The 21,730-nt window shown below is 43.0% G+C and carries 22 protein-coding genes; 8 read left to right on the top strand and 14 right to left on the bottom strand.

The window, feature by feature from the left end; all coding sequences use genetic code 11:
- Window positions 1-381: 381 nt before the first annotated feature.
- Genes hisB through hisF form a run of 3 tightly spaced genes read left to right on the top strand, consistent with a single transcriptional unit; the run spans window position 382 to window position 2,378 of the window.
- On the top strand, window positions 382-972 hold the full coding sequence (gene hisB, locus ACI882_RS04895) for an imidazoleglycerol-phosphate dehydratase HisB (RefSeq protein ID WP_411744917.1): 591 nt from the start codon (window positions 382-384) through the stop codon (window positions 970-972).
- Window positions 969-1,619, top strand: a complete 651-nt coding sequence (gene hisH, locus ACI882_RS04890) for an imidazole glycerol phosphate synthase subunit HisH (RefSeq protein ID WP_411744916.1) — start codon at window positions 969-971, stop codon at window positions 1,617-1,619. Before hisB ends, hisH begins: the two co-directional genes overlap by 4 nt.
- A complete protein-coding gene (hisF, locus tag ACI882_RS04885; RefSeq protein ID WP_411744915.1) occupies window positions 1,620-2,378 on the top strand; it encodes an imidazole glycerol phosphate synthase subunit HisF in 759 nt (252 codons plus the stop codon).
- Window positions 2,379-2,467: 89 nt separating this feature from the next.
- Here the strand turns inward: hisF and ACI882_RS04880 are convergent, their stop codons facing one another.
- From ACI882_RS04880 to ACI882_RS04860, 5 genes are all read right to left on the bottom strand, one after another.
- On the bottom strand, window positions 2,468-2,749 hold the full coding sequence (locus tag ACI882_RS04880) for a putative quinol monooxygenase (protein WP_411744914.1): 282 nt from the start codon (window positions 2,747-2,749) through the stop codon (window positions 2,468-2,470).
- Window positions 2,750-2,786: 37 nt separating this feature from the next.
- A complete protein-coding gene (gene tehB, locus ACI882_RS04875) occupies window positions 2,787-3,356 on the bottom strand; it encodes a tellurite resistance methyltransferase TehB (protein WP_411744913.1) in 570 nt (189 codons plus the stop codon).
- 59 nt (window positions 3,357-3,415) lie between these two features.
- Window positions 3,416-3,838: a ribonucleotide reductase subunit alpha gene (locus tag ACI882_RS04870; protein ID WP_411744912.1), complete on the bottom strand. Its 423-nt coding sequence runs from the start codon at window positions 3,836-3,838 to the stop codon at window positions 3,416-3,418.
- A gap of 307 nt (window positions 3,839-4,145) precedes the next feature.
- Window positions 4,146-5,048 (bottom strand): ThiF family adenylyltransferase, encoded by a 903-nt coding sequence (locus tag ACI882_RS04865; RefSeq protein WP_411744911.1) that lies wholly within the window; start codon window positions 5,046-5,048, stop codon window positions 4,146-4,148.
- Complete coding sequence (locus ACI882_RS04860) at window positions 5,026-5,691, bottom strand: N-acyl amino acid synthase FeeM domain-containing protein (protein WP_411744910.1); 666 nt, start codon at window positions 5,689-5,691, stop codon at window positions 5,026-5,028. Before ACI882_RS04860 ends, ACI882_RS04865 begins: the two co-directional genes overlap by 23 nt.
- A gap of 387 nt (window positions 5,692-6,078) precedes the next feature.
- On the opposite strand from ACI882_RS04860, the gene pfkA reads away from it, so the two are divergent.
- From pfkA to ACI882_RS04845, 3 genes are all read left to right on the top strand, one after another.
- The gene (gene pfkA / locus ACI882_RS04855; protein ID WP_411744909.1) at window positions 6,079-7,041 is read left to right on the top strand and encodes a 6-phosphofructokinase; all 963 of its coding nucleotides are present in this window, start codon (window positions 6,079-6,081) and stop codon (window positions 7,039-7,041) included.
- Between the two features lie 246 nt (window positions 7,042-7,287).
- Window positions 7,288-8,541 carry an efflux RND transporter periplasmic adaptor subunit gene (locus tag ACI882_RS04850; protein ID WP_411744148.1) on the top strand — a complete coding sequence of 418 codons (1,254 nt, stop codon included), beginning with the start codon at window positions 7,288-7,290 and terminating at the stop codon, window positions 8,539-8,541.
- Window positions 8,542-8,551: 10 nt separating this feature from the next.
- Complete coding sequence (locus ACI882_RS04845) at window positions 8,552-11,653, top strand: efflux RND transporter permease subunit (RefSeq protein WP_411744147.1); 3,102 nt, start codon at window positions 8,552-8,554, stop codon at window positions 11,651-11,653.
- Between the two features lie 110 nt (window positions 11,654-11,763).
- Here the strand turns inward: ACI882_RS04845 and ACI882_RS04840 are convergent, their stop codons facing one another.
- The 3 genes from ACI882_RS04840 to ACI882_RS04830 form a co-directional block, all read right to left on the bottom strand.
- Window positions 11,764-12,051 carry an encapsulin-associated ferritin-like protein gene (locus ACI882_RS04840; protein ID WP_411744146.1) on the bottom strand — a complete coding sequence of 96 codons (288 nt, stop codon included), beginning with the start codon at window positions 12,049-12,051 and terminating at the stop codon, window positions 11,764-11,766.
- Between the two features lie 87 nt (window positions 12,052-12,138).
- On the bottom strand, window positions 12,139-12,477 hold the full coding sequence (locus tag ACI882_RS04835; protein WP_411744145.1) for a hypothetical protein: 339 nt from the start codon (window positions 12,475-12,477) through the stop codon (window positions 12,139-12,141).
- Between the two features lie 2 nt (window positions 12,478-12,479).
- Window positions 12,480-13,415, bottom strand: a complete 936-nt coding sequence (locus ACI882_RS04830) for a flagellar protein MotY (RefSeq protein WP_411744144.1) — start codon at window positions 13,413-13,415, stop codon at window positions 12,480-12,482.
- Between the two features lie 143 nt (window positions 13,416-13,558).
- Here ACI882_RS04830 and rnt point away from each other — a divergent pair, with 143 nt between their 5' ends.
- Window positions 13,559-14,230, top strand: a complete 672-nt coding sequence (gene rnt, locus ACI882_RS04825) for a ribonuclease T (RefSeq protein WP_411744143.1) — start codon at window positions 13,559-13,561, stop codon at window positions 14,228-14,230.
- A 1-nt stretch (window position 14,231) separates the two neighbouring features.
- Window positions 14,232-14,540 carry an MTH1187 family thiamine-binding protein gene (locus tag ACI882_RS04820; protein ID WP_411744142.1) on the top strand — a complete coding sequence of 103 codons (309 nt, stop codon included), beginning with the start codon at window positions 14,232-14,234 and terminating at the stop codon, window positions 14,538-14,540.
- Between the two features lie 3 nt (window positions 14,541-14,543).
- On the opposite strand, the gene ACI882_RS04815 is transcribed toward ACI882_RS04820, so the two are convergent.
- The 6 genes from ACI882_RS04815 to ACI882_RS04790 all read right to left on the bottom strand — a co-directional run bounded on the left by ACI882_RS04815 (window position 14,544) and on the right by ACI882_RS04790 (window position 21,729).
- Window positions 14,544-15,548, bottom strand: a complete 1,005-nt coding sequence (locus ACI882_RS04815; RefSeq protein ID WP_411744141.1) for a LacI family DNA-binding transcriptional regulator — start codon at window positions 15,546-15,548, stop codon at window positions 14,544-14,546.
- Between the two features lie 68 nt (window positions 15,549-15,616).
- The gene (locus ACI882_RS04810; protein WP_411744140.1) at window positions 15,617-16,645 is read right to left on the bottom strand and encodes a LacI family DNA-binding transcriptional regulator; all 1,029 of its coding nucleotides are present in this window, start codon (window positions 16,643-16,645) and stop codon (window positions 15,617-15,619) included.
- 306 nt (window positions 16,646-16,951) lie between these two features.
- Window positions 16,952-17,923, bottom strand: coding sequence for a substrate-binding domain-containing protein (locus tag ACI882_RS04805; RefSeq protein WP_411744139.1), 972 nt, complete (start codon window positions 17,921-17,923; stop codon window positions 16,952-16,954).
- Window positions 17,924-18,052: 129 nt separating this feature from the next.
- On the bottom strand, window positions 18,053-19,048 hold the full coding sequence (locus tag ACI882_RS04800) for an ABC transporter permease (protein ID WP_411744138.1): 996 nt from the start codon (window positions 19,046-19,048) through the stop codon (window positions 18,053-18,055).
- A gap of 12 nt (window positions 19,049-19,060) precedes the next feature.
- Window positions 19,061-20,572: a sugar ABC transporter ATP-binding protein gene (locus tag ACI882_RS04795; protein ID WP_411744137.1), complete on the bottom strand. Its 1,512-nt coding sequence runs from the start codon at window positions 20,570-20,572 to the stop codon at window positions 19,061-19,063.
- Window positions 20,572-21,729, bottom strand: coding sequence for a Gfo/Idh/MocA family protein (locus ACI882_RS04790; RefSeq protein ID WP_411744136.1), 1,158 nt, complete (start codon window positions 21,727-21,729; stop codon window positions 20,572-20,574). Before ACI882_RS04790 ends, ACI882_RS04795 begins: the two co-directional genes overlap by 1 nt.
- Window position 21,730 lies beyond the last annotated feature (1 nt).

The following is a 21,730-nucleotide window of genomic DNA, read 5'->3' as shown; positions in this document are numbered from 1 at the left end:
GGCTTTTTTGAAACGCAATAACTAGGCAAAACGATCAATTCCAGCGAAACACAAGGTAGGTAATCTTCAGCAGAGGCTTGCCTTACTTGCTATTGAACAGAGCCGGCCATCATTAATCAAACTGAATAACGTATCTCGCTTCTTATTTAGAACTGATGTCTTTGCAACTTTATCCCCTATCCAGCCCACTAAATTAGCCTCAGAACACCCTCAGTATGCACTTATAAACCGCTAAGTCTTTGGCATCAATCAAGTTTTCCTTAGAAACGAGAGCATGTAGGCTCGTCTATGGGCTGGTTTGCTGCTGCGCATACTTATATAATCAAATTAGGCAAAGTTAGTTGCCCACCTTTTTACATAAATGACTAAAGAGAGATCACTATGAGTCGCCAAGCGACGGTTCAGCGCAATACCAATGAAACGAAAATAAACGTTTCAGTCAACTTGGACGGTACAGGCCAAGCAACCCTTAACTCTGGTATGCCATTCCTAGACCATATGCTCGATCAAATAGCACGCCACGGCCTAATAGATTTAGATATCCATTGCGACGGCGACACCCATATTGATGATCACCACAGCGCAGAAGATGTTGGCATTACGCTTGGTATGGCGGTCGCACAGGCGGTAGGTGATAAAAAAGGTCTAACTCGTTATGGCCACAGCTATGTACCTCTAGATGAAGCGCTGTCTCGTGTCGTGATCGACTTTTCTGGCCGCCCGGGCTTAGAGCTTAACTGTGAATTTACCCGTGGCCGTATAGGTTCATTCGATGTTGATCTGTTTGGCGAATTTTTTCAAGGTTTTGTCAATCACGCCTTGGTGACCTTGCACATTGATAACCTTAAGGGTAAAAATTCACACCACCAAGCCGAGACCATCTTTAAAGCATTCGGACGCGCACTTCGCATGGCCTTGTCTGTTGATGAGCGTATGGGTGATGTTATTCCATCGACCAAGGGCAGCTTGTGAGCCAAAAACTTCTCACTATCATTGATTACGGCATGGGTAACCTACACTCCGTGGCCAAAGCCTTGGAGTGCGTCGCCCCTAATTTCAATATAGAAATCACCAATGACCGTGCACGCATTTTAGAAGCTGATCACGTGGTTTTACCCGGGGTTGGCGCTATTCGAGATTGCATGGCCGAAATTAGACGTCAAAAAGTTGATGAAGTCGTGGTTGAGAACCTTGCTAGCGGCAAGCCATTTCTAGGTATTTGCGTAGGCATGCAGGCGCTTATGGAGCACAGCGATGAGAACCAAGGTGTCGATTGCTTAAATCATTTTGATGGTCGAGTTCACCGTTTCAAATCAGGATTGGTTGACAAACACGGCTTACCGATGAAAGTGCCGCATATGGGCTGGAACCAGGTGCGTAAAACCAGCGAGCACCCCATTTGGCATAACATTGCTTCTGACAGCCATTTTTACTTCGTCCACAGCTACTTTGTTGAAGCGCATGACGAATACAGCGCTGGCGTTTGTAATTACGGCACTGATTTCGCGGCGATGATTTATCGAGACAATATTTTTGCGACGCAATTTCACCCAGAAAAAAGTGCCGATGCTGGTTTGCAGCTGTTGAAAAACTTTACTCAATGGGACGGGACCAACTAAATGCCACTCGCTAAACGTATTATCCCCTGCTTAGATGTAGACCAAGGTCGAGTAGTCAAAGGTGTTAACTTTTTAAATATCCGCGACGCCGGTGACCCGGTCGAAGTGGCTCGCCGTTATAATGAGCAAGGTGCCGACGAAATTACCATGCTCGACATTACCGCGACGCATGAAGGCCGCGATACCATGATCGACACGGTAAGAGCCATTGCCGGCCAAGTTTTTATTCCCCTTACCGTGGGTGGTGGCATTCGTAAGATTGAAGATATCCGTGCCATGCTTAATGCCGGTGCCGATAAAGTTGGTATTAACAGTGCGGCCATTCATAACCCTGAATTCGTCAAACAAGCCTCTGAACGTTTTGGCGCTCAATGCATTGTCGTCGCGATAGATGCCAAGCAAGTTGGTGATCATTGGGAAATATTTACCCACGGCGGTCGCAACCCGACCGGTATTAACGCTGTTGAATGGGCGAAAAAGATGGCCGACTACGGTGCAGGTGAAATACTTCTAACCAGTATGGATCAGGACGGCGTAAAAAATGGTTTTGACTTAGCCTTAACTCGCGCCGTTGCCGATGCCGTTGATATTCCAGTTATCGCCAGCGGTGGCGTTGGTAATTTAGATCACCTAGCGGATGGTGTACTCGAAGGCCACGCCGACGCGGTTTTAGCAGCGAGTATTTTTCACTTTGGTGAATACTCAATTCTAGAAGCCAAACAGCACATGCAGAGCCGCGGTATTGAGATGCGGGTTTAGTAGAGAGAATAAGTTGAAAGTAGTCAGCTAAGCGTTCAGCTTACAGGGTCATTTAACGCTTAGCGGCTCACCCCTAAAACAAATGAGTTCTATTCATTTTTTATGAAGTAATGCCGTTCAACATTTTTAGTCACCTCACCCCACCTAGACGCTTTCACTCTTGCTTGATGAATGTCGAATGCTTCCTGGCTAATAAATTCTTCATATACATTATATTTAAATGGGTCTTGCTCATCAGGTGTGACCTGAAAAATCAAACATCCACTTTCTTTCAAGGTTAAGTTTTTATGGTTTTCCAGCTCAGCTTTGACTTGGTCTAAGTCAGCGGCGGGAACAAGTATGTGCCCTTTCAATATCACTTTATAAGTCACAACTTTGCCACTTCGTCATTATTTGAAAACGCTCCCATTACTCACTAGGCTTACGCGCCAGCAAGGTTGCAAACTGCAGCTGCGCTCCGTTATGCATGGTACCTAAGTCTTCGTTATACTTTATTATCTCCCAGCCTTGATACTCTTCACTTAACTGACCTGTATTCAATGTAAACGGGAATCGGACTGGGCAGGGGAATTCTTCTGTGCTCATTGCGCAAACAATCAGGTTATAGCCGCCTGGTAAGGTATGGGACTTCATGTCTTCTATGACAGCATTCACACGAGATGGATCGAGAAACATTAGGGTAACAGTACAGTTTATAAAGCCATAGTCTTGATCTAAGCTCGCTTGGTTAATATCGTACAGGTTCGGTGTAATATTAGTCATGCCTTCTTCATTGATAATGTTTTGCAACATATCAATAGCACCCTGATTCGCATCGACGGCATCAACGTTAAACCCAAGCTGCCCTAGATACAACGTATTGCGACCATTCGAACAACCCATGTCCAAGGCATCGCAAGGGCCAATAAGTTTGCAAGCATCTACTACTTCACTGTGCACTGCAGATAAGCCGTAACGGCTATTTAGATCAACGGTCATGGGTGGCTCTTTTCTTAAATAAATAGGTGGAGGCTACTTTCAAACAAGTAATTCTTACCTTAGTTGAAGCGCACTGTTTCGCCGTCTCTGGTAAACGCCATATAACTTGATAAATCACCACCTTGCTGAACATTCTCCACCATTTTTGTTAGAAACGGTTCGGCAGCCTCGGAGTCGGGTTCAACACCATTGTGGCCAGAAAGTGAAGCAACCAATACTATTTGCCATTGTTGCTCAAGCTGCTCTGATTCTTTGACTAAGTCGGAAAAATCGCCTAATTCTTTCAACGATTTATCAACGCACATAACAGGGTCTAATGTGCCGCCTTGACCAGCTTGGAAGTTTGCTTTTTCTTCGTCTTTATAATCATCTGGTAGAGATACCGTTAAGAAAACGAACAGTAAGCGCTGTGGTTCAGCTTGCAGATGAGCTGCTTTTAAAAGAGATTCATAATCTGTAATATTAATTTTAATTTCTCCCATAGGATTTTTTTGTATGGCGAAAACACAAATATTAGATAGCTAGAAATGTGTGACGCAAAACGTCTAATCGAGTATTACTTACTAACCTATTACTATCTTTGAGGTTCAGTAAGCAACCAAAATGCGTATTCCAGTTGAAGTAATGATAGTTGGAAATCACGCGTAACTAAATACCACCAAAGTGGCAATAGTTATCTTTATGTCCAGAAGTGATTACTAATACTGAAGAAGCTCGTCATTGTTTTGATACAGTCAGGCTATTACTGCTAACAACCTGACCCGTTTTGCTACAGTTCAATTTTTGAATTCAACTTGCTTCTGCATTAACCAGCTGATCCCACAGGCCAATTTTTTGCATCATCTGTTTTCCTGCCATGAGCTTAATGCGTTGCAGCGGATGTTTATTGCCACCCCATAAGTATCGTTTCACCCATTGTTGCTTATAGGCATCAAACTGTCGGAACCAGGGTGCCGGCAGTGACCCGCCTCTATTGAGTAATAACCGAACAGCCTCTCCTCCTATCATTGCTGATGCCAATTGAGTGCCGAGTATTGAGCTTGGACCCGTTTGTTTTTCACCGTCAGCAAACGATAAATCCATGTAAGAACGCTGAAGCCCTTTTGGTGCCAAGCCTACTAAAAACTTCAAAATTTGTTCGGCGTAGGTATCTGTCACTCTGAAATCAAAAAACTCATCAAAGCTCATGCCTTTATTGGGTAGATATACTTGCAAGGTAGCGGAAAAACCTAAAGGGGCTGCGGTCATCGCTGGCAGCTGTGCATCTTTTGCCGCTTGAAATAACGCACGTCGTGCGTCAATCGCATAAAAATCAATACCATCCAAAACTAGATCACAACCAAACACAAATCGATCTGCGTTCTCACGCGATACAGGTTCTCTAACTATTTCAACAACGGCAGCGGGGTTAATGATAAGAATCCTATCTCGTACCGCTTCGGCTTTATTTTGATGCATGCTCAAAGTCGTTGCGCCAAGCTGACGATTAATATTTGCGATATCGAATGTATCGGGGTCACACAACCTGAACTTCCCTACGCCTAAACGGGCAAGTGTTTCTGCTACGGTGCTACCTATTCCACCGCAACCAGGAATTGCAACTAGGCAATCCATTAAGTGCTTCTGCTCTGCAGGACTAATTAATCCAGCGTTACGCGAGAATGCTTGTTCACATGACCAAGGCGAATTCATGAGCAACTCCTCCGTTTCGTTTAGGTTGGTTGGCTAAGTTAACGTCTAAAGGGCAGGCATAAAGCAGCACAGGTAACTGAGCGTGACCGTCAAAACTAATCGTTTTTGCGCCGACAACTTCGCCGATCATTTTACGTTTATAGAAGTTCAATAAGCGTTCATTAAAATAAAGAACCACGGTGTCCACATTAAATGTACCTGCTTGAGCCCAAAAATATTCAAAAGATTGTTTTCTTAACAACGCGCTGTGAAACAGAGGTGACATTGAAAAACGCCATGCATTCAATAGAGAACCCTGTGCTCGCAACTTATTGATTTCACTTTCAAAATGTCGAGAAACGGGCATGCCGTCGGCGCTATCGAGCGTAAATGAGAAAGTACCTGCCAAACGACCACTTTCGTGCGCAATTGAGATTACGTGCGTGCTTGGGTGGGCATCGAATACAGAGTCGGTCACCGCAGCTAAGGCATTTTCTGGTGTTACATCGCCTTCCATTAAAAGGTTTGCTGCCGCTAGCCGATGCAATTTATCCATGTCGGATACTTGTTGGCTAGGATTAAGTCGAGAATAGCTGAACGTCTGTACGGCATTCTCCTGAACGGGAGAACTAGTCGTTAATATCGACTTAGCTGTTGAAGTCATATTTTCACCTTATAAGCGAAGAGGCTTAGTACTCATTAGCGTACTCGCGCGACTAACCTCTTGTTAATAAAATGACGTTGGCCGCTAATGTTTTCGACCCACGTCACAACTTTGATCGGGGAATACAACTTCTAAGACAACATTTTGACGCTTTACCAAAATAACACTAAAAACTCACCGACAATTAACCATATTGCAAAGCTAGTGCCAGCTAGACTTTCTTTGCCCGTTTCTGAAACGCTTTAAGGAAGAATGCGCATTTTCGCCTAAAAATGGACTAAGCTAGGCAAAATGTAGTTTAATTACATTTACTTAATTCATATCAAATACTCTGCGGCTCGATGAGATACAATGCAGACAATTACTTAAAGCAAAGGCGACCCTTCCATGATTAAGAAGATCGGTGTTTTAACCAGTGGCGGTGATGCACCTGGTATGAACGCGGCACTGCGCGCAGTTGTGCGCACGGCATTAGGCAAAGGTTTAGAGGTATACGGTGTACGTGACGGTTATTTAGGCCTACACCAAAACCGAATTGAAAAACTTGAGCGCCATGATGTATCCAACATGATCAACCGTGGCGGTACCTTTTTAGGTTCGGCGCGCTTCCCGCCATTTAAGGAAGAGTCTGTACGAAAAGAGGCCATTAAGAACCTAGAAGCTCACGGTATTGAAGCGTTGGTCGTGGTCGGCGGCGATGGCTCATACATGGGTGCCAAAATGATCACCGAAATGGGGTTTCCGTGCATTGGCCTACCAGGCACGATCGATAATGATATTACCGGAACCGATTACACTATTGGCTTTCATTCAGCCCTTAATACTGTGTTAGATGCAATTGATCGTCTACGTGATACTTGCTCGTCACATCATCGCATATCTATTGTTGAAATTATGGGCCGCTACTGCGGAGATCTAACCATTCAAGCCTCTATTGGCGGTGGTGCTGAATTTACGGTTATCCCAGAAAAAGAGTTTGATGAAGAAGAGCTAATTAGTGCTATCAGCTCAGACGTCAAAAAAGGCAAGAATCACGGAATTATAGCCATTACTGAACACGTCACCGATGTGAGTGCACTAGCGCGCCGCATTGAATCTCGTACCGGCTTAGAAACTAGAGCCACCATTCTTGGTCATACGCAACGTGGCGGAGCACCTTGTGCGTTTGACCGTGTTATGGCAAGTCAAATGGGGGCCTTTGCGGTTGAGCTTTTGCTGCAAGGAGAAGGCGGCCGTTGTGTGGGCATTCAGTCTAATAAGCTGGTTCATCACGATATTATTGATGCCATCGAAAACATGACCCGCCCTTTTAACCAAGAACTATACGATTTAACGAAAACATTGTCGTAAAACCCCCTCCATCTCTACGATAAAAGGCGCTAATTTAGCGCTTTTTTTTTGCATTGATTACTCTTTTAAGTCAAAAAACAATCTAAACTTTTCTGTAATACTTCAAGGGCTGAATAGCATCATTTATAAAATTTATATCGACTAAAGTTATTAATCCAAACCTCGTTTATATATATATCAAATTTATGTCATCTATTTACTTGCAACTGACGTAAATACTGTACTTAAAAATCGGAGTAGATATTAATGAATGCTCGTGCCCAAAAGATTGTTTACCCCATCATCGTACTTGTCATTGGCGTGGCTGTTGCTGGCTGGTTAGTTAAAACACCGAAATCGAGCATTTCAACGGTTGATCAAAGCGAGATTGATCCATTAGCAGACGCTCCGACCATCACCGCTCTAAATGCACAAGAAGGCACTTACGCGCCACAATTGTTGCTTTATAGCCAGCTCAAAAGTGCGCAACAAGTTAAAATTAGCAGCTCAATTGCTACCGACATTATTTCAGTTGATGTCAATGAGGGTGATCGAGTTGAAAAAGGTGCCCGCCTTGTCGTTTTAGATACCGCACCGTTGCAGCGCCAACTTGACCAGCTTGAGTCCAAAAGACTTGATCTAGCTGCACGTTTCAACTTAGAAAAAAAGCAGTTTGATGCAAACAAAGCCGCGTTGCCCATTGAACAAAATCTAGTGGATATTGCCCAGCGAAGTGTCAATAGGCTTACTAATTTAAAAAGCCAAAACCTGACTTCAAATGCAGATATTGAAAATTCTGAGCGTGCGCTCCAAAATCAAATCCTTTCGCTGCAGAACCGTGAGCTGTCGGTCAGCCGGTTTGAAGCTGTAGAGCAGCAATACCGAGCCCAGTTTGCAGAGTTAGACAGTCAGATAACGCAAGCACGCTCAGCACTTGAAAAAGCATTTATCAATGCGCCATTTTCTGGCCAAATTTCAAAAATCAAAGTCCAAAATGGCGCTAACGTAACAGTTGGTGCTGAGTTGCTAACTCTCGTTGATCTTCGTCAACAGCAATTAGTTGCCTGGGTAGCGGCGAAAGCAATCGAAAACGTTATCATAAATACACCCCTAACCGGTTATGTAGAATCGAATAATTCACTAAAGCCCGTTGTGCTCAAGAGCATCGACCCAACCGCTGAGGCGGGCAGTTTACGAATACTATTTTCCCTTCTAGATCCAAGTGCGGCATTAACGCTCAACCGATATTACCGTCTTTGGTTAGAGCTACCTAAGACAAACGCATTCGCCGTTCCTGAATCTGCCATCTATAGCAATGCTTATGTCTATGTTGTCGAAGACAGTGAGCTGAAGCGAGTTGATGTGAGTATTATTGGTGACCGCCAAGAAGCCGGTGAACTTTGGCGATTGGTACAAGGTGACATTAACAACAACAAAATATTAGTTACACGCTTGCAAGATGCGACTCAAGGCTTAAAAGTTCGCTTAGCAAATTCCATTGACCCGATTGCTTCACGCTAGGAGTATGACAATGCATTCTATTTTAGAAGCGTTCGCAAAACACCGCATAGCGCCGAACGCCGTGATGTTTATCGTTATATTCCTTGGCTTAGTTGGCTTAAACCGAATAAACACACAGTATTTACCCGATTTCGACTTCAGTGTCGTTATTGTCAGTACTCCATGGGATGGCGCCAGCGCCGAGGATGTTCAAGAGGGTCTAGCAATACCTGTAGAGCAAGCTATCTTAAATCTCGCAGATGTTGACAGAGTATCAACCACCAGCATTGAAGGCCGAGCATCAATGACCGTCACGCTAAAAGATTCAGCAGAATCGGTTAGCAAAATGATGACTGAAATTGAAAAAGCGATAGCAAACTTACAACTGCCTACTGGTGTGGGTGATTCAGAAATTGAAGCCCTTACTATTTTAGACCCCGTCGCCGACGTGCTCCTTTACGCAGATATGAGCTTAGCTGAACTTCAGAATTTGACCGACAGAGCCGAGAAAACTTTAAAATCTTCTGGCATTAGTCAAATAGCCATTACCGGTCTACCAACACAGCGAATTGAAGCAACTATCGCAGTCGATGACTTATTAAGCTTAAACAAAGGCTTGAGAGTAATTAGTCAGCAACTTAGCAATAAAAATGTTAATGCACCGGCAGGTATTACCGGAGAAGAAGGCGTTGCCGCGCAAATCCGTATTCGCAATGAGGCCCTGTCGTCAGAATCAATTGCACGTAAAGCGGTGTCAATAGGCGAAAGTATTATTCCACTAAAGCAAATCGCCGATGTCAGCTATGAAAACGACGAAAATGAAACAAGAATTTATTATCAAGGCTTACCTGCCGTTAAACTATCGTTAAGCCGAGGTCCTGGCGAAGACACGCTTGAAATGGCTGAGATTTTGGCTGGTTGGAAAACAAACTTTGAAACACAAATACCAGAGTCCGCATCGATTCACGTTTACAATGAAGCTTATGATTTTGTAAGGTCACGAATCAAGATCATTTTGGAGAATGGGTTAGGTGGATTCCTTGTTGTCTTAGTGGTTCTCTTTGTGTTTTTAAATCATCGTTTAGCATGGTGGGTTGCCGCTGGTGTCCCAGTTTCTTTTTTAGCAACCTTTATCTTATTGGAATTAACCGGTAACTCTATAAATGTTATCAGTTTACTCGGTTTCCTAATTGCACTCGGAGTGATTGTTGACGACGCTATTGTAGTGGGTGAAAACGCCTATGCAAATATGGAGCAAGGCGACGACGCAGAAACAGCAGCCATTAAAGCGGCGAAAAAAATGTTACCGGCTGTTTTAGCTTCTTCCGTAACAACGATTGCCGCATTCTTACCGTTGCTACTTGTCGGTGGTACCGCTGGTGCGTTTGCTAAAGGTGTTCCGATTGTTATTATCATGGCTATTGCCGCCTCGCTGATAGAGTGCTTTATTATTCTACCAGGTCACCTAGCGCACAGCTTTAAAAAAGGTGACGTGAAAAAACCTAGCAAGTACCGTGTTGCTTTTGAAAAGTACTTTAATCATTTTCGTGAAACCTATATTCGAGCAATGGTCACTAAAGCAGTAAACTACCGTGCTACAACCTTTAGCGTTGTGGTTATCTTACTGGTGCTATCGATAACTTTAGTCACTTCTGGTCGCGTTAAGTTTGTATTCTTTCCTGAAATACAGGTACCGGAACTTCAGGTATCCGCTAATTTCTCAGAAGGCACATCAAGCGCAACCGTAAAGGGCTATTTGGAAAACTTAAAGACGGCACTTCTAGAGTTTGAAGAAGAAGTTGATCAAAAACTGGTTGAAACAATCGTGCTTGAAACCAACAAAGGTGCTGTTGAAAATGGCGGCCTATATATTCAATTTGTCACCAACCGCGATGCCTCCATTACTAACCAAGATATTATTGATTCGTGGCGCAAGAAACTACCTAACCCTGCGAATTTAAAAGAGCTAACCTTTGTCGAAGGCGCTCAAGGCCCTTCTAGCAATGGTATCAGTATTAGACTCGTCAATGAAAATATCGATCAACTTATGCAGGCAACAGACTATGTGAAGGAAGAATTGTTAACCCTTAATAGTTTAATAGAAATCGAAGACGATATTCCGCTAGGGTCAGAACAATTAAATCTAACCCTGACTCCGGATGCTGAGGCACTTGGACTTAGCCCAACAGCCCTAGCAGCGACATTACGGGACTTAGTTGATGGCGTTAATGTGCAAAGCTTGCAAGTGGATGGCAAAGACATTGACGTTGTCTTCAGGATTGATGGCAAAGATACCGACAATTGGTTTTCTTTAGCACAAATGCCTGTCGATGTTGGCAATGGTGAATTGCGACCGTTATCCGCACTTGCACAACCTACTTCGGGCCGCTCCATTCAACAGTTGAGTCGAGTTAACGGTGAACTAAGCTCAGTTATCACTGCTAAAAAAGTAAATTCATCCATTAACATCACAGAAGTAAATCAGTTAATTAATACTCAGGTACGCGCCAACCTCACCGCTAAATACCCGAATGTCAAACTTGAACTGGAAGGCGATCAAGCTTCTCAAGATGACTTTTTTGCCGATGTAAAAATTGGTGGGATGCTTGGAGCTTTGCTTATTTTCATCGCCCTCGCTTGGGTCTTTGAAAGCTGGACTTGGCCGTTTGCGGTGATGAGCGCGATTCCATTTGCGTTAACTGGCGCTATTGCAGGGCATTGGGTTCTTGGTTTGGAGCTTAGCGTTCTGAGTATTTACGGTCTTTTCGGGCTGTCGGGGATTATCATTAATGATTCGATCGTATTGGTTAGTTTTTATCGTGATTTACGCAATCAAGGCAAGGAAATAAAAGAAGCGGTTATTGAGGCAAGTGTTCGGCGTTTTCGTGCCGTTTTACTGACAACCTTAACCACTGTCGGTGGCTTAAGTCCATTGCTTTTAGAGACATCTTTTGATGCGCAGTTCTTGATACCTTTAGCCGCCGTTATCGCGTTTGGATTGATGTACGGGATTATACTGATACTATTTTTTGTACCTGCCATGCTGGTCAGTATTGAGAATTTTACCGTTAAATTTAAAAGCAAGAAATCAAACGGACACGCTTCAACCCCAGTGTTTGAAGGTAGTTTGTAACTAACTATTAGAGAACCCCCTACTTAGGCATGTTAAGACGATTTCTTAACATGCCTCTTTTTTTATCGGTTACTCATTCAGAGCAATGATAAAACTTAAGCAGAAGTTATTTAACCGTGGGCAATTTTCTTATCAGTAAAGAGGTAATCTTTAAGTTCTTTATCGAAGGTTGAGTCTTTACGTCTAATCCACTCTAGAACCATAGCTGCGTGCTCTTTTTCTTCATCACGGTTGTGAATCAAGATAGCTTTTAGGTCTTCATCTTTACAGGCGTCAACTCGCTGGTTGTACCAATCAACAGCTTCTAGCTCTTCCATTAGTGAACTAATAGCTCGGTGCATGTCGCGAGTTTCATCTGAAATTTCATTAATGGGTTCGTGATAACCTTCATTGGCCATTTTTTGCTCCTCATTGATGTATATGACACTAAACACTCTAACAAAGTAAGTTCTAACTTACATTGCCAGATGTCAATTTTATTGAGCCTAAGCCCTTCTTTTTAATGCCCGACTCGGCCACAGCTGTATGGGGTCAGATGATGGTTTATAGCGTAATAAACTATCGTAGTCAAAGCCGCGCCAACTGGAAAGGTATTGACGAATTATAGGCATGCCCATGGTTTCTTCTGGAATGGTAGCGGTATTTTCATGCTGATCAATTAGATGCCAATATATTTGGTGGCGGTAAGTAAAAACACTCACCTGCTTAAGATTATCAATAATAATTCGAGTCAGCACACCGTTGTTGCGATACCAATGTAACTCGCCATACTCAATAAATACACCTTGAGGGTGCTGCTTGTCTAAAGACCACCATTTTACCATTGTTATCTTGCCTCAAACTTAGGTAGACCTTTAAGCGGGTCATTAGGATCATCGTCAATACGATCGAACTGTACCGTCACTCGGCGGTTTTTTGCACGTCCAGCAGCCGTATCATTATTCGCAATGGGGTAACGCTCGCCATGGTAGCGAGTCAATATCATTCCCGCATTTATTCCTCTATTCACTAAATAGTCTGTTACTTTATAAGCCCTTTGCTCTGTGAGCCTGCGGTTATCGTATCGACTCCCCACGCTATCACTGTGCGCATCAATATAGATGGCGGTGACCAAGTCATCTGCCTTTAAATAAGTAACAATGTCGTCAAGTTGTATTTTAGCGCGCGCATTTAGATCGACTCCGCCATTTGCAAAACTCACTGAGCTGCGCTCTATTTGGCGGTAATTAACCGGCAATAAACCTGCTTGGCAGGCTAGATAGTCGTTATAGAATTGCTTGAAATTAACCGGCGACACTTGCACCCGCACTCGGTCATCGCCAAATTTGGCTTTACGAGTCAAGGTTGGTGCCATGCCCAAACCCAGTTCATCCATCATTCGACCTGCTCGAGCGGTTTCGATCCGTATGGGGATATGTTTATCAGTGACACGGGTATAGCCTAACTCGTCTGTTAAAGCGCTCGACCGCCAAGGAGGAGCCTCTATCGTTAAAGCGGCACTGCCTTCGGCCATTAAGTTGCGGGTAGACTCTAGATAAAACTCTAAGGTCTCTCCAGCTTCATGGAAAAACACCGCAACACCGTATTGAGGGATAGGCTGATAAAAGCTGCAATAGTACTGGTTAGCGTCCATGTGCCACTCAGTATCGGTCAACCCCGTGCCAAATTGCACCGCAGGGGCCAGCCCAGATAATAAAAAGGCGCAGGCTAAAATTGCCAAATAGGAAAATATTCGCCTGTTCGTTACGTGTTTTTGCCGCATTTTATCCAGTCCATTCATACTTATCATTCATAGTGCAAAGCATGCGCCAACATTTTCATTATTGGACAGAGAGGCCTACCATCATTAACATAAGCGACCCCGTAGGTTTTAGCGCCTGCGTCAATCTCGTATTTGGAGTCTTTGTGTCCGAAATTGCACCAGAAAACCTGCTTTGTCATCGTTTTCGCGGTTATTACCCTGTTGTTATCGACGTCGAAACCGCCGGCTTTAACGCCCAGACCGATGCTTTACTTGAAATTGCTGCCGTTACCTTAAAAATGGACGAATTTGGTGTGCTATCACCCGATCAAACACAGTTTTTCAATGTAGAGCCGTTTGAAGGCGCTAATTTAGAAAAAGCAGCGCTAGATTTTACCGGTATTGACCCATACAACCCTCTCCGCCAAGCCGTTGATGAATCTGAAGCATTGAAAGAAATATTTAAGACGATACGCACAGGCATGAAAGAAGCAGGCTGTAAGCGCGCCATATTAGTGGGCCATAACGCAACCTTTGACCACAACTTTGTCATGGCAGCCTCTGCCCGAGCGAATAGCAAACGCAATCCATTTCACCCGTTTTCAACCTTTGATACCTCGGCATTATCGGGATTAGCCTATGGCCAAACCGTTTTAAAGAAAGCTTGCGAGCTATCGGGTATCGAGTTTTCAGATAAAGAAGCCCATAATGCCGAATACGACACTATAAAAACGGCTGAGTTATTCTGCAATATAGTGAATAAATGGAAAGCACTTGGCGGCTGGCCACTACCTGGGGTTGAACAAACAGAGCCCGCAGAACCTTCGGAGTCATAACATGAAATGCATGGCAGATTTATGCGTCATCCCGTTCAACGGCCAAATATCGGTTGCAGATGAAATAGCCCAATGTCACCGTATTTTGAAGCAATTCGATATTGAAATCGCCTTACATGGTTACGGTACTAATTTACATGGCGAGTGGGATGAAGTGTTTGCGGCAATTAAAGCTTGTCATGAGCAATTACATGAGCAAGGCATCGTACGTATTTCGTCTACCATCAAAGTAGGCACACGTACCGATAAAGATCAAAGTATCGATGATAAAGTGCATGCTGTAGAAACTCGGTTATTAAACGAATTCTAGGTTTTAAATCGGAACCGGCCCTGCGCTATGCCTAACGACAAGTTGAGTGGGGAAAGAAATATGTTGTATGGCCTTATTGCCATGTAACTGATCAAGAAGTAGATTCATAGTCCGCTTCCCTATTTCATACCTTGGCTGTTGTACCGTGGTTAATGCTGGTTCGCAATATTCACCAAATTGAATATTATCAAAACCAACAACTGATAATTGAGAAGGGATAGCTACATTTAATTCCTTTGCAATGTTCAATACGCCTATTGCCATTGCATCATTTTGACAAAAAATTGCAGTTGGTGGATCCTCTGACAGTAAAAGTGTCCGGCCTAAATCATAGCCAGATTGAAAGCTAAAATTACCTTCTAAAATATAATCCTCTCTAAGCGGCAATTGCATCCGATTCAGTGCCAACTGGTAACCAAGATGCCGCTCGAAGCTGATAGTACTTGAGCTTGGACCCGTTATAGTAGCAATAGAGCTGTGCCCTAAATTGCATAAATATTGTACCGCCCTTGCCGCGCTTTGCTCATTTTCTATTTGCACATCGCTATAAGGTGAACCTGGGAAATATTCACTAGTCATTACAATCGGCATTTCTCGATTGCCACTTTGTGTCGCTAAACTCGAAATATCGACCTCCGCTGTCAATAAGATAATGCCATCAACTTGTCGACTAATGAATAAATCCATAAAAGAGCTTGTTCTTGCTTGGCTTTTGCGTGCATCGCCTAACAGCAAACTGTAACCCGCCTTATGAGCGATTGCTTCGATTCCATGGATGATTTCATAAAAGAAGGAATCACCAATATCAGGCAAGATAACCAAAATAGTTTTAGATTCTTGCTTGCGTAAGCTTCGCGCCATAATATTGATAGAATAGCCAAGTTTTTTGGCAACAGCGTGTACTTTTTCACGAGTAACAACGTTAACTTTGTCAGGGTTCGACAAAGCACGGGAAGCAGTGGCAGTTGATACACCAGCCTGTTTAGCAACATCTTTCAGCGTATACATAGATTAATTTATTAAACTTCTCTTTGATATTCCAATAGTTGAACGAATTGACACAGAATAAGTTGCAATTATAGATCAACTTTCAATCGATGTTCAATCGGAGGTGGAGCAGAACTATCACGCACGATCAATTGAGTAGGCAAGGTCATCTCTGGATTTGGCTTTTTACCCGCGAGTATATCTAGCAACAATTTCATCGCTGTTTCGCCTATCAAACCTCTAGGCTGATGCACTGTCGTGAGCTTGGGATCACAATACTCACCGTACAATATATTATCAAAGCCAACGACTGTTAATTCAGAAGGTACAGCTATATTCATCTCTTTAGCGACTTTTAACACACCAATGGCCATTTCATCGCTATGGCAGAAAATGGCGGTGGGTCGATTTTCACTGATTAATAACTGTTGCCCTAAGCTGTAACCCGCGTAGAAGTTAAAATCTCCTTCAACAATCCAACCTTCCTCAATAGGTAGCTTCCATTTTTTCATACAATTACGCTGACCTTGCAGGCGAGCAATCGTTAACGGATTGGTCAATGGTCCGCATATACAAGCAATTTTATAATGCCCCATCACAATGAGGTATTCGATGGCTTTTGCAGCTGAATATTCATTATCAATGTGAACTGTTGGTAAACTGATTTTTTTAAAATACTCACTTGCCACAACCATAGGAAATCTAGCATCGCCTTGCTCATCCACAAGCAAATTAATGGGCACTTCCGATGTTAACAATAAAACTCCGTCAACTAGCTTGCTGTCGACTAAATCAAAGTAATGTTGAGTTCGTTCGTTATCGTTATTTGCATCGCCTATTAGAACTTTATAACCACGACGATGTGCAAAATCTTCCATGCCATTAATTATATCCGCAAAAAATGGATTGGACAGGTTTGGTACGACAACAACTACTGTTTTTGTTTCGTTCGTCCGCAAGCTTCTCGCCATTGCATTTGGTGAATAGCCTACTGATTTCGCAGCATCTTCAACTTTTTTCCGAGTTGAGACTGCTACTTTTTCTGGTGATGAAAGTGCACGCGAAACGGTCGCAGTTGAAACACCTGCTATTTTTGCGATGTCCTTAACTGTGGCCATAAATGACCTTAGTAGTTAAATTGCACACTAATTCGCTATTCCTTGAAACGACTTGTCGTTAAAACGTGGCTCATAATGTAAGTTATTTATGACCACGACTAAAAACTCAAACATATAGACCTGCATGAAAAACAATTTCTAAAAAATACGGTGGCTTGCACTTATTAATCCTTGTAGGCACCACCAATAAACTGAAAATAGCCTAGAAAGAACGAGAGGCTGAGACTTCAACCTCTCCATTACCTTTATCACTCGTCAATATCACAACTTAACGAGTTTCAAGAGGCATTTCAAATAACCCGATGATTAAAATGCAGCATCTGGGAAGTAGAAATCTTTTGCATTCTCTGGTGTCACTAATTCAGCTTCCAAGATAACACGTGAAGGTGCATGGTAAAGACTGCCCACTAATTCACCTTTTGCACCAGCAACAGCAAAGACGATACCGTCAGCAACCATCGACGGGCTGTAAGTCACTGTAGATCGAACAACATCATCTCCGTCCATGACCATTTTAATGATATCTTTAGAGCCTGCACCACCTAATACAGTTTTGATATCAGTACGGCCAGATTCCTTGATTGCCTGCATAACGCCTTTCAACATGTCATCGTCTTGGCACCACACTGCATCAATTTTAGGGTGCTTTTGTAAGAAGTTTTCCATGACAGCTAGTGCTTTTTGTGTAGACCAGTCACCAGGTTGAGAATCTAAAACTTTAATATTAGAGTGGTTTGCCATAACCTCATTGAAGGCGTCAACACGTTGTTTATTAATAGGTATTTGCAAGCCTTCAATAACAACAATATTGCCTTTACCGTTCATTTCTTCGGCTAACCATTCTGCGCCAACTCGACCTAAGCCTGCATTATCTCCCGCAATATACAGGTTCTGAGCAGAGGTTCCTAATTCACGGTCAACAACGACTGTGTAGATCCCAGAATTAAACGCTTCTTCGATTACTTTTTGCAACGTTGCAGGGTTATGAGGAAGAATAACCAATGCATCAATGCCTTTAATCATTAGATCTTCAACGTCGCCTACTTGCTTTGAGCCTGAGCTCGCTGCAACAACGAAGAATTCAACATCATCATGCTTCTTGGAAAGCTCATCAGTCGCCTTATTTGCCCACCAAAGCAATCCGGCTGTCCAGCCATGGTCTGCAGATGGAACACTTACGCCCACTCGATACTTATCTGCGGAAAAACTAGCGCCTGCTATGGTCATTAACATTGCAGCAGCTGCTACTATTTTCATGATCTTATTTTTGTACTTCATGAAGTGTTATCCTTCTAATTGAACACTGAGGTTTAAAATAGATTGAGACAATCCCAATCCGACTACTACCCTATTGAAGCTCTCTTTTCCTTCAATTGGTTTTTTGCTTTGTAAGCAAAGCAAATTCATTTATCGATCACCTTTAAATTGAGCTAATACAGCGATCAAGATCACCAGGCCTTTCACCGTACCTTGTAAGTACGGCGAAACACCCAATAAATTCAACATATTATTAATGATACCTAAGATGATAGCGCCAATAACGGTGCCCCAAATTGTACCGCGCCCACCCGATAGCGCTGTGCCGCCAATGACAACCGCTGCAATCGCATCGAGCTCATAAAATAGGCCTGCATCACTTGGGCTAACTGAATTTAAGCGTGAGGTTAATAGCACCGAAGCAATACCTACCGTAGCGCCCGCGATGACAAAGGTCACAAAATAAACTCGTCGAACATTAATTGCAGAGTATGAAGCAACTTTTGAGTTAGAACCTACTGCGCAAACATGACGACCGTAGGCCGTATGTTTAAGTAAAATATGAAAGCCAACCGCTAGGATTAAAAACGTCCAAACTGGAAACGGTATGCCTAAGAAATAACCACCACCGATATCGGCGTAATTCGAATTTGTAGAAACCACCTCGCCAGCATCACTAATATAGAGCGTAATTGAACGAAAAATGGACATAGTGGCTAATGTTGCAATAAATGCCGCTACCCGACCCCTAGTAATAACAACACCATTTATCGCACCTAGCCCACCTCCGATAACAACCGCAGCACTCATAGCCAAGACGACAGGCCACCAACCATCACCTAACCAATTTACTAATAAAATAGTTAAAGTGCCTACCAGTGCGACCATGGAACCAACTGATAAATCTATACCACCGGCAATAATCACAAAGGTCATGCCCAGTGCAATAATCCCGGTATACGAGACTTGTCGAAGTACGTTCGTGATGTTTCTTGGTACAAGAAAGTGTTCACTCGCAAACGCTGAAAAGGCGATCAGAATCAACAAAGCGATCAATGGTGCATAAGTTGCAAAATCAAATCTTGGTAACTTAAGCAAGATTTCCTTCATCGGCGATTTTTTTACATTTGTTACTTTCGTATTCATTTTTTTATTCTCTCAAGCTGTTTTTTGCTTTAAACCAGAGGCGTAATACATAATTTCTTGTTCATTAATATCTTCACCGGTTAACTCACCCATGATCTCACCAGATCGCATGACGATGACGCGGCTGGATAAACCAATTATTTCTTCAAGCTCTGAAGAAATCACAATGACGGATATACCTTTTTCAGTCAGAGAGTGAATAAAGTGGTAAATTTCCTTTTTAGTATTAATATCAATGCCACGAGTGGGCTCATCTAAAATCAAAATCTCAGGTTCGGTATCCATCCATTTAGACAAATAGACCTTTTGTTGATTACCTCCACTTAAATTCAGAAGATGTGTACCTAGCGACGCCGCCTTAATGTCGAAACGTTCAACATATTCTTTAGATTTTTCGACTTCTTTCTTTTTCTGAATCAAGCCTTTCACATAAGATTTTAATGAAATTAGGGTAATATTTTCCGGTATATCAAAGTTCATCACCAAGCCTTTGCCTTGGCGATCTTCAGATAAATATGCCAAATTCAATTTAACCGCATCTGCCGCATTTTGAATTACCACATCTTGACCCATTACCTGTATCGAACCTGAATCTTTTCGGCGCAAGCCCATTATGGCTTCGGCTGTTTCTGTTCGACCAGCACCAATTAACCCAGCAAAACCTAATACTTCACCTCTTTTCAATTCAAAGTTTATATTTTTAAGTATGTCCTTAATCTTTAAATCTCGAATCGAAAGCACGACTTCATCACTGGCTGTTGATTTTGGTGGGTAGATCTTATTAAGCTCACGTCCGACCATTTTTTCAGCCATATCTTGCTCATCTATGGCCTCAACTTCATCAATGCTAATTAGGTGACCATCACGCAAAATTACTAAACGATCACACAATCGTTTTATTTCTTTCAACTTGTGAGAAATAAACAGAATTGTGACACCACGTTCTTTCAAGCGCTCAACTAGTTTAAACAAGATATTCACTTCATGATTTGTCAATACCGTAGTGGGTTCATCCATAATTAAGATTTTTGAGTCATTAACGAGCGCCTTGGCAATCTCAACCATCTGTTTTTGCGCCACACTGAGTGATTCAATCAGTGAATCTGGATCAATACTTGTTTCAAGGTCATCTAATAGCTCCCTAGTTCGTTCACGCATTTTGGATTTATTGAGAAAAAGACCTTTTTTCTTTTCATTACCTAAGAAGATATTTTCAAAAACATTCAAACTACTGATTAGATTAAATTCCTGTGGGATCATAGCGATGCCAAGGTCCTTGGCATCCTGCGTTGAATCGATATCAACATGAACGCCTTTCACAAGAATTTCACCCTGTGTCTTGCGATAGATGCCACTGATAATTTTCAACAACGTTGACTTACCAGCACCATTTTCCCCCAAGACACCGAGCACCTCACCTTCATAAATATCTAAGGTGATCTTGTGCAATACGCGCACACCAGAGAATTCTTTTACTATGCTTTTTATCTGCATATATGGGTTGTCTAACGCTACGCTATCCATTATTTGTGCCCATCGAGAGAAGTCCAGACGCCATTATCACGAGAAGATTGAACAACCTTTTCAATGAATTCCATGCCGGCAATACCCGCCGCAATACCAGGGATATGGTTAGAAAATTCAGGTGCGGGCAGGTTTTCGTTGTGAGCCAAAATGGCATCAGCAACGTCACTGTACAAGTTTGCAAAACCTTCAAGATAACCTTCTGGATGGCCTGCCGGTGTACGCGAAACTCGATTCGCAACTTCGCCAACGCCATGCCCTGCACGGGTTAGTTTTTGGACTGGCTCACCAAAAGGTGAAAACCATAATTCATTTGGATTTTCTTGGGCCCATTCCAACCCACCTTTGTCACCATAGATTCGTACTTTTAAACCGTTTTCATTGCCGGGAGCCACCTGACTACTCCAGAGCAGACCTTTAGCACCATTGGCGTAACGCAACATCACGTGAGCATTATCATCAAGTACACGGCCAGGCACGAAAGCGGTAAGCTCTGCTGAGACTTCGGTTACATCTAAGCCTGAAATAAAGCTAGCGAGATTAAACGCATGAGTACCAATATCACCCAACGAGCCTCCTGCCCCAGCTTTTTCAGGATCGGTGCGCCACTGTGCTTGCTTGTTGTCTGTTTGTTCTTGAGCATCGGTTAACCAATCTTGAATGTATTCAGATTGCACTAAGCGAATATCACCTAACAATCCATCGGCAACCATTTTTCGTGCTTGGCGCACTAATGGGTAGCCAGTGTAGTTATGCGTTAAGGCAAATATTTTTCCGGATTCCGCAACGATTTTTTTCAGCTCTAAGGCTTGCGCTAAATCTATAGTGACGGGCTTATCACAGATAACGTGAATGCCCTGCTCTAAGAACGCTTTGGCGACCGGAAAATGCATGTGATTCGGCGTCACAATAGAAACGGCATCAATACCGTCTTCACGAGCTGCTTCTGCTTTCGCCATTTCTTCAAACGAGGCATAGCTACGTGTCTCATCAATACCTAACGCAAGTGCCGAGCGCTTAGCGCGAACGGCATCTGATGACAACGCGCCGGCTACTAACTCATATCGATCATCAATTCTTGACGCTATCCGATGAACAGCACCAATGAAAGCACCTTCACCACCACCGACCATCCCAAGCTTTAACTTTTTAGACATG

It is taken from the genome of Reinekea sp., from assembly GCF_046710285.1.
Taxonomy (GTDB): Bacteria; Pseudomonadota; Gammaproteobacteria; order Pseudomonadales; family Natronospirillaceae; genus Reinekea.
Note: the sequence above shows the minus strand (reverse complement) of the source record. Positions and strands in the feature narration are given on the sequence as shown.

What these genes read in the sequence shown, in the direction of transcription:
- ACI882_RS04805 (WP_411744139.1), bottom strand. Translation starts at nt 17,923, where the DNA reads ATGAAGTACAAAAATAAGATCATGAAAATAGTAGCAGCTGCTGCAATG.
- pfkA (WP_411744909.1), top strand. Translation starts at nt 6,079, where the DNA reads ATGATTAAGAAGATCGGTGTTTTAACCAGTGGCGGTGATGCACCTGGT.
- ACI882_RS04860 (WP_411744910.1), bottom strand. Translation starts at nt 5,691, where the DNA reads ATGACTTCAACAGCTAAGTCGATATTAACGACTAGTTCTCCCGTTCAG.
- hisF (WP_411744915.1), top strand. Translation starts at nt 1,620, where the DNA reads ATGCCACTCGCTAAACGTATTATCCCCTGCTTAGATGTAGACCAAGGT.
- ACI882_RS04865 (WP_411744911.1), bottom strand. Translation starts at nt 5,048, where the DNA reads ATGAATTCGCCTTGGTCATGTGAACAAGCATTCTCGCGTAACGCTGGA.
- ACI882_RS04835 (WP_411744145.1), bottom strand. Translation starts at nt 12,477, where the DNA reads ATGGTAAAATGGTGGTCTTTAGACAAGCAGCACCCTCAAGGTGTATTT.
- ACI882_RS04830 (WP_411744144.1), bottom strand. Translation starts at nt 13,415, where the DNA reads ATGCGGCAAAAACACGTAACGAACAGGCGAATATTTTCCTATTTGGCA.
- ACI882_RS04850 (WP_411744148.1), top strand. Translation starts at nt 7,288, where the DNA reads ATGAATGCTCGTGCCCAAAAGATTGTTTACCCCATCATCGTACTTGTC.
- ACI882_RS04800 (WP_411744138.1), bottom strand. Translation starts at nt 19,048, where the DNA reads ATGAATACGAAAGTAACAAATGTAAAAAAATCGCCGATGAAGGAAATC.
- tehB (WP_411744913.1), bottom strand. Translation starts at nt 3,356, where the DNA reads ATGACCGTTGATCTAAATAGCCGTTACGGCTTATCTGCAGTGCACAGT.
- ACI882_RS04795 (WP_411744137.1), bottom strand. Translation starts at nt 20,572, where the DNA reads ATGGATAGCGTAGCGTTAGACAACCCATATATGCAGATAAAAAGCATA.
- ACI882_RS04815 (WP_411744141.1), bottom strand. Translation starts at nt 15,548, where the DNA reads ATGTATACGCTGAAAGATGTTGCTAAACAGGCTGGTGTATCAACTGCC.
- ACI882_RS04820 (WP_411744142.1), top strand. Translation starts at nt 14,232, where the DNA reads ATGAAATGCATGGCAGATTTATGCGTCATCCCGTTCAACGGCCAAATA.
- ACI882_RS04870 (WP_411744912.1), bottom strand. Translation starts at nt 3,838, where the DNA reads ATGGGAGAAATTAAAATTAATATTACAGATTATGAATCTCTTTTAAAA.
- ACI882_RS04790 (WP_411744136.1), bottom strand. Translation starts at nt 21,729, where the DNA reads ATGTCTAAAAAGTTAAAGCTTGGGATGGTCGGTGGTGGTGAAGGTGCT.
- ACI882_RS04840 (WP_411744146.1), bottom strand. Translation starts at nt 12,051, where the DNA reads ATGGCCAATGAAGGTTATCACGAACCCATTAATGAAATTTCAGATGAA.
- ACI882_RS04845 (WP_411744147.1), top strand. Translation starts at nt 8,552, where the DNA reads ATGCATTCTATTTTAGAAGCGTTCGCAAAACACCGCATAGCGCCGAAC.
- ACI882_RS04810 (WP_411744140.1), bottom strand. Translation starts at nt 16,645, where the DNA reads ATGGCCACAGTTAAGGACATCGCAAAAATAGCAGGTGTTTCAACTGCG.
- hisB (WP_411744917.1), top strand. Translation starts at nt 382, where the DNA reads ATGAGTCGCCAAGCGACGGTTCAGCGCAATACCAATGAAACGAAAATA.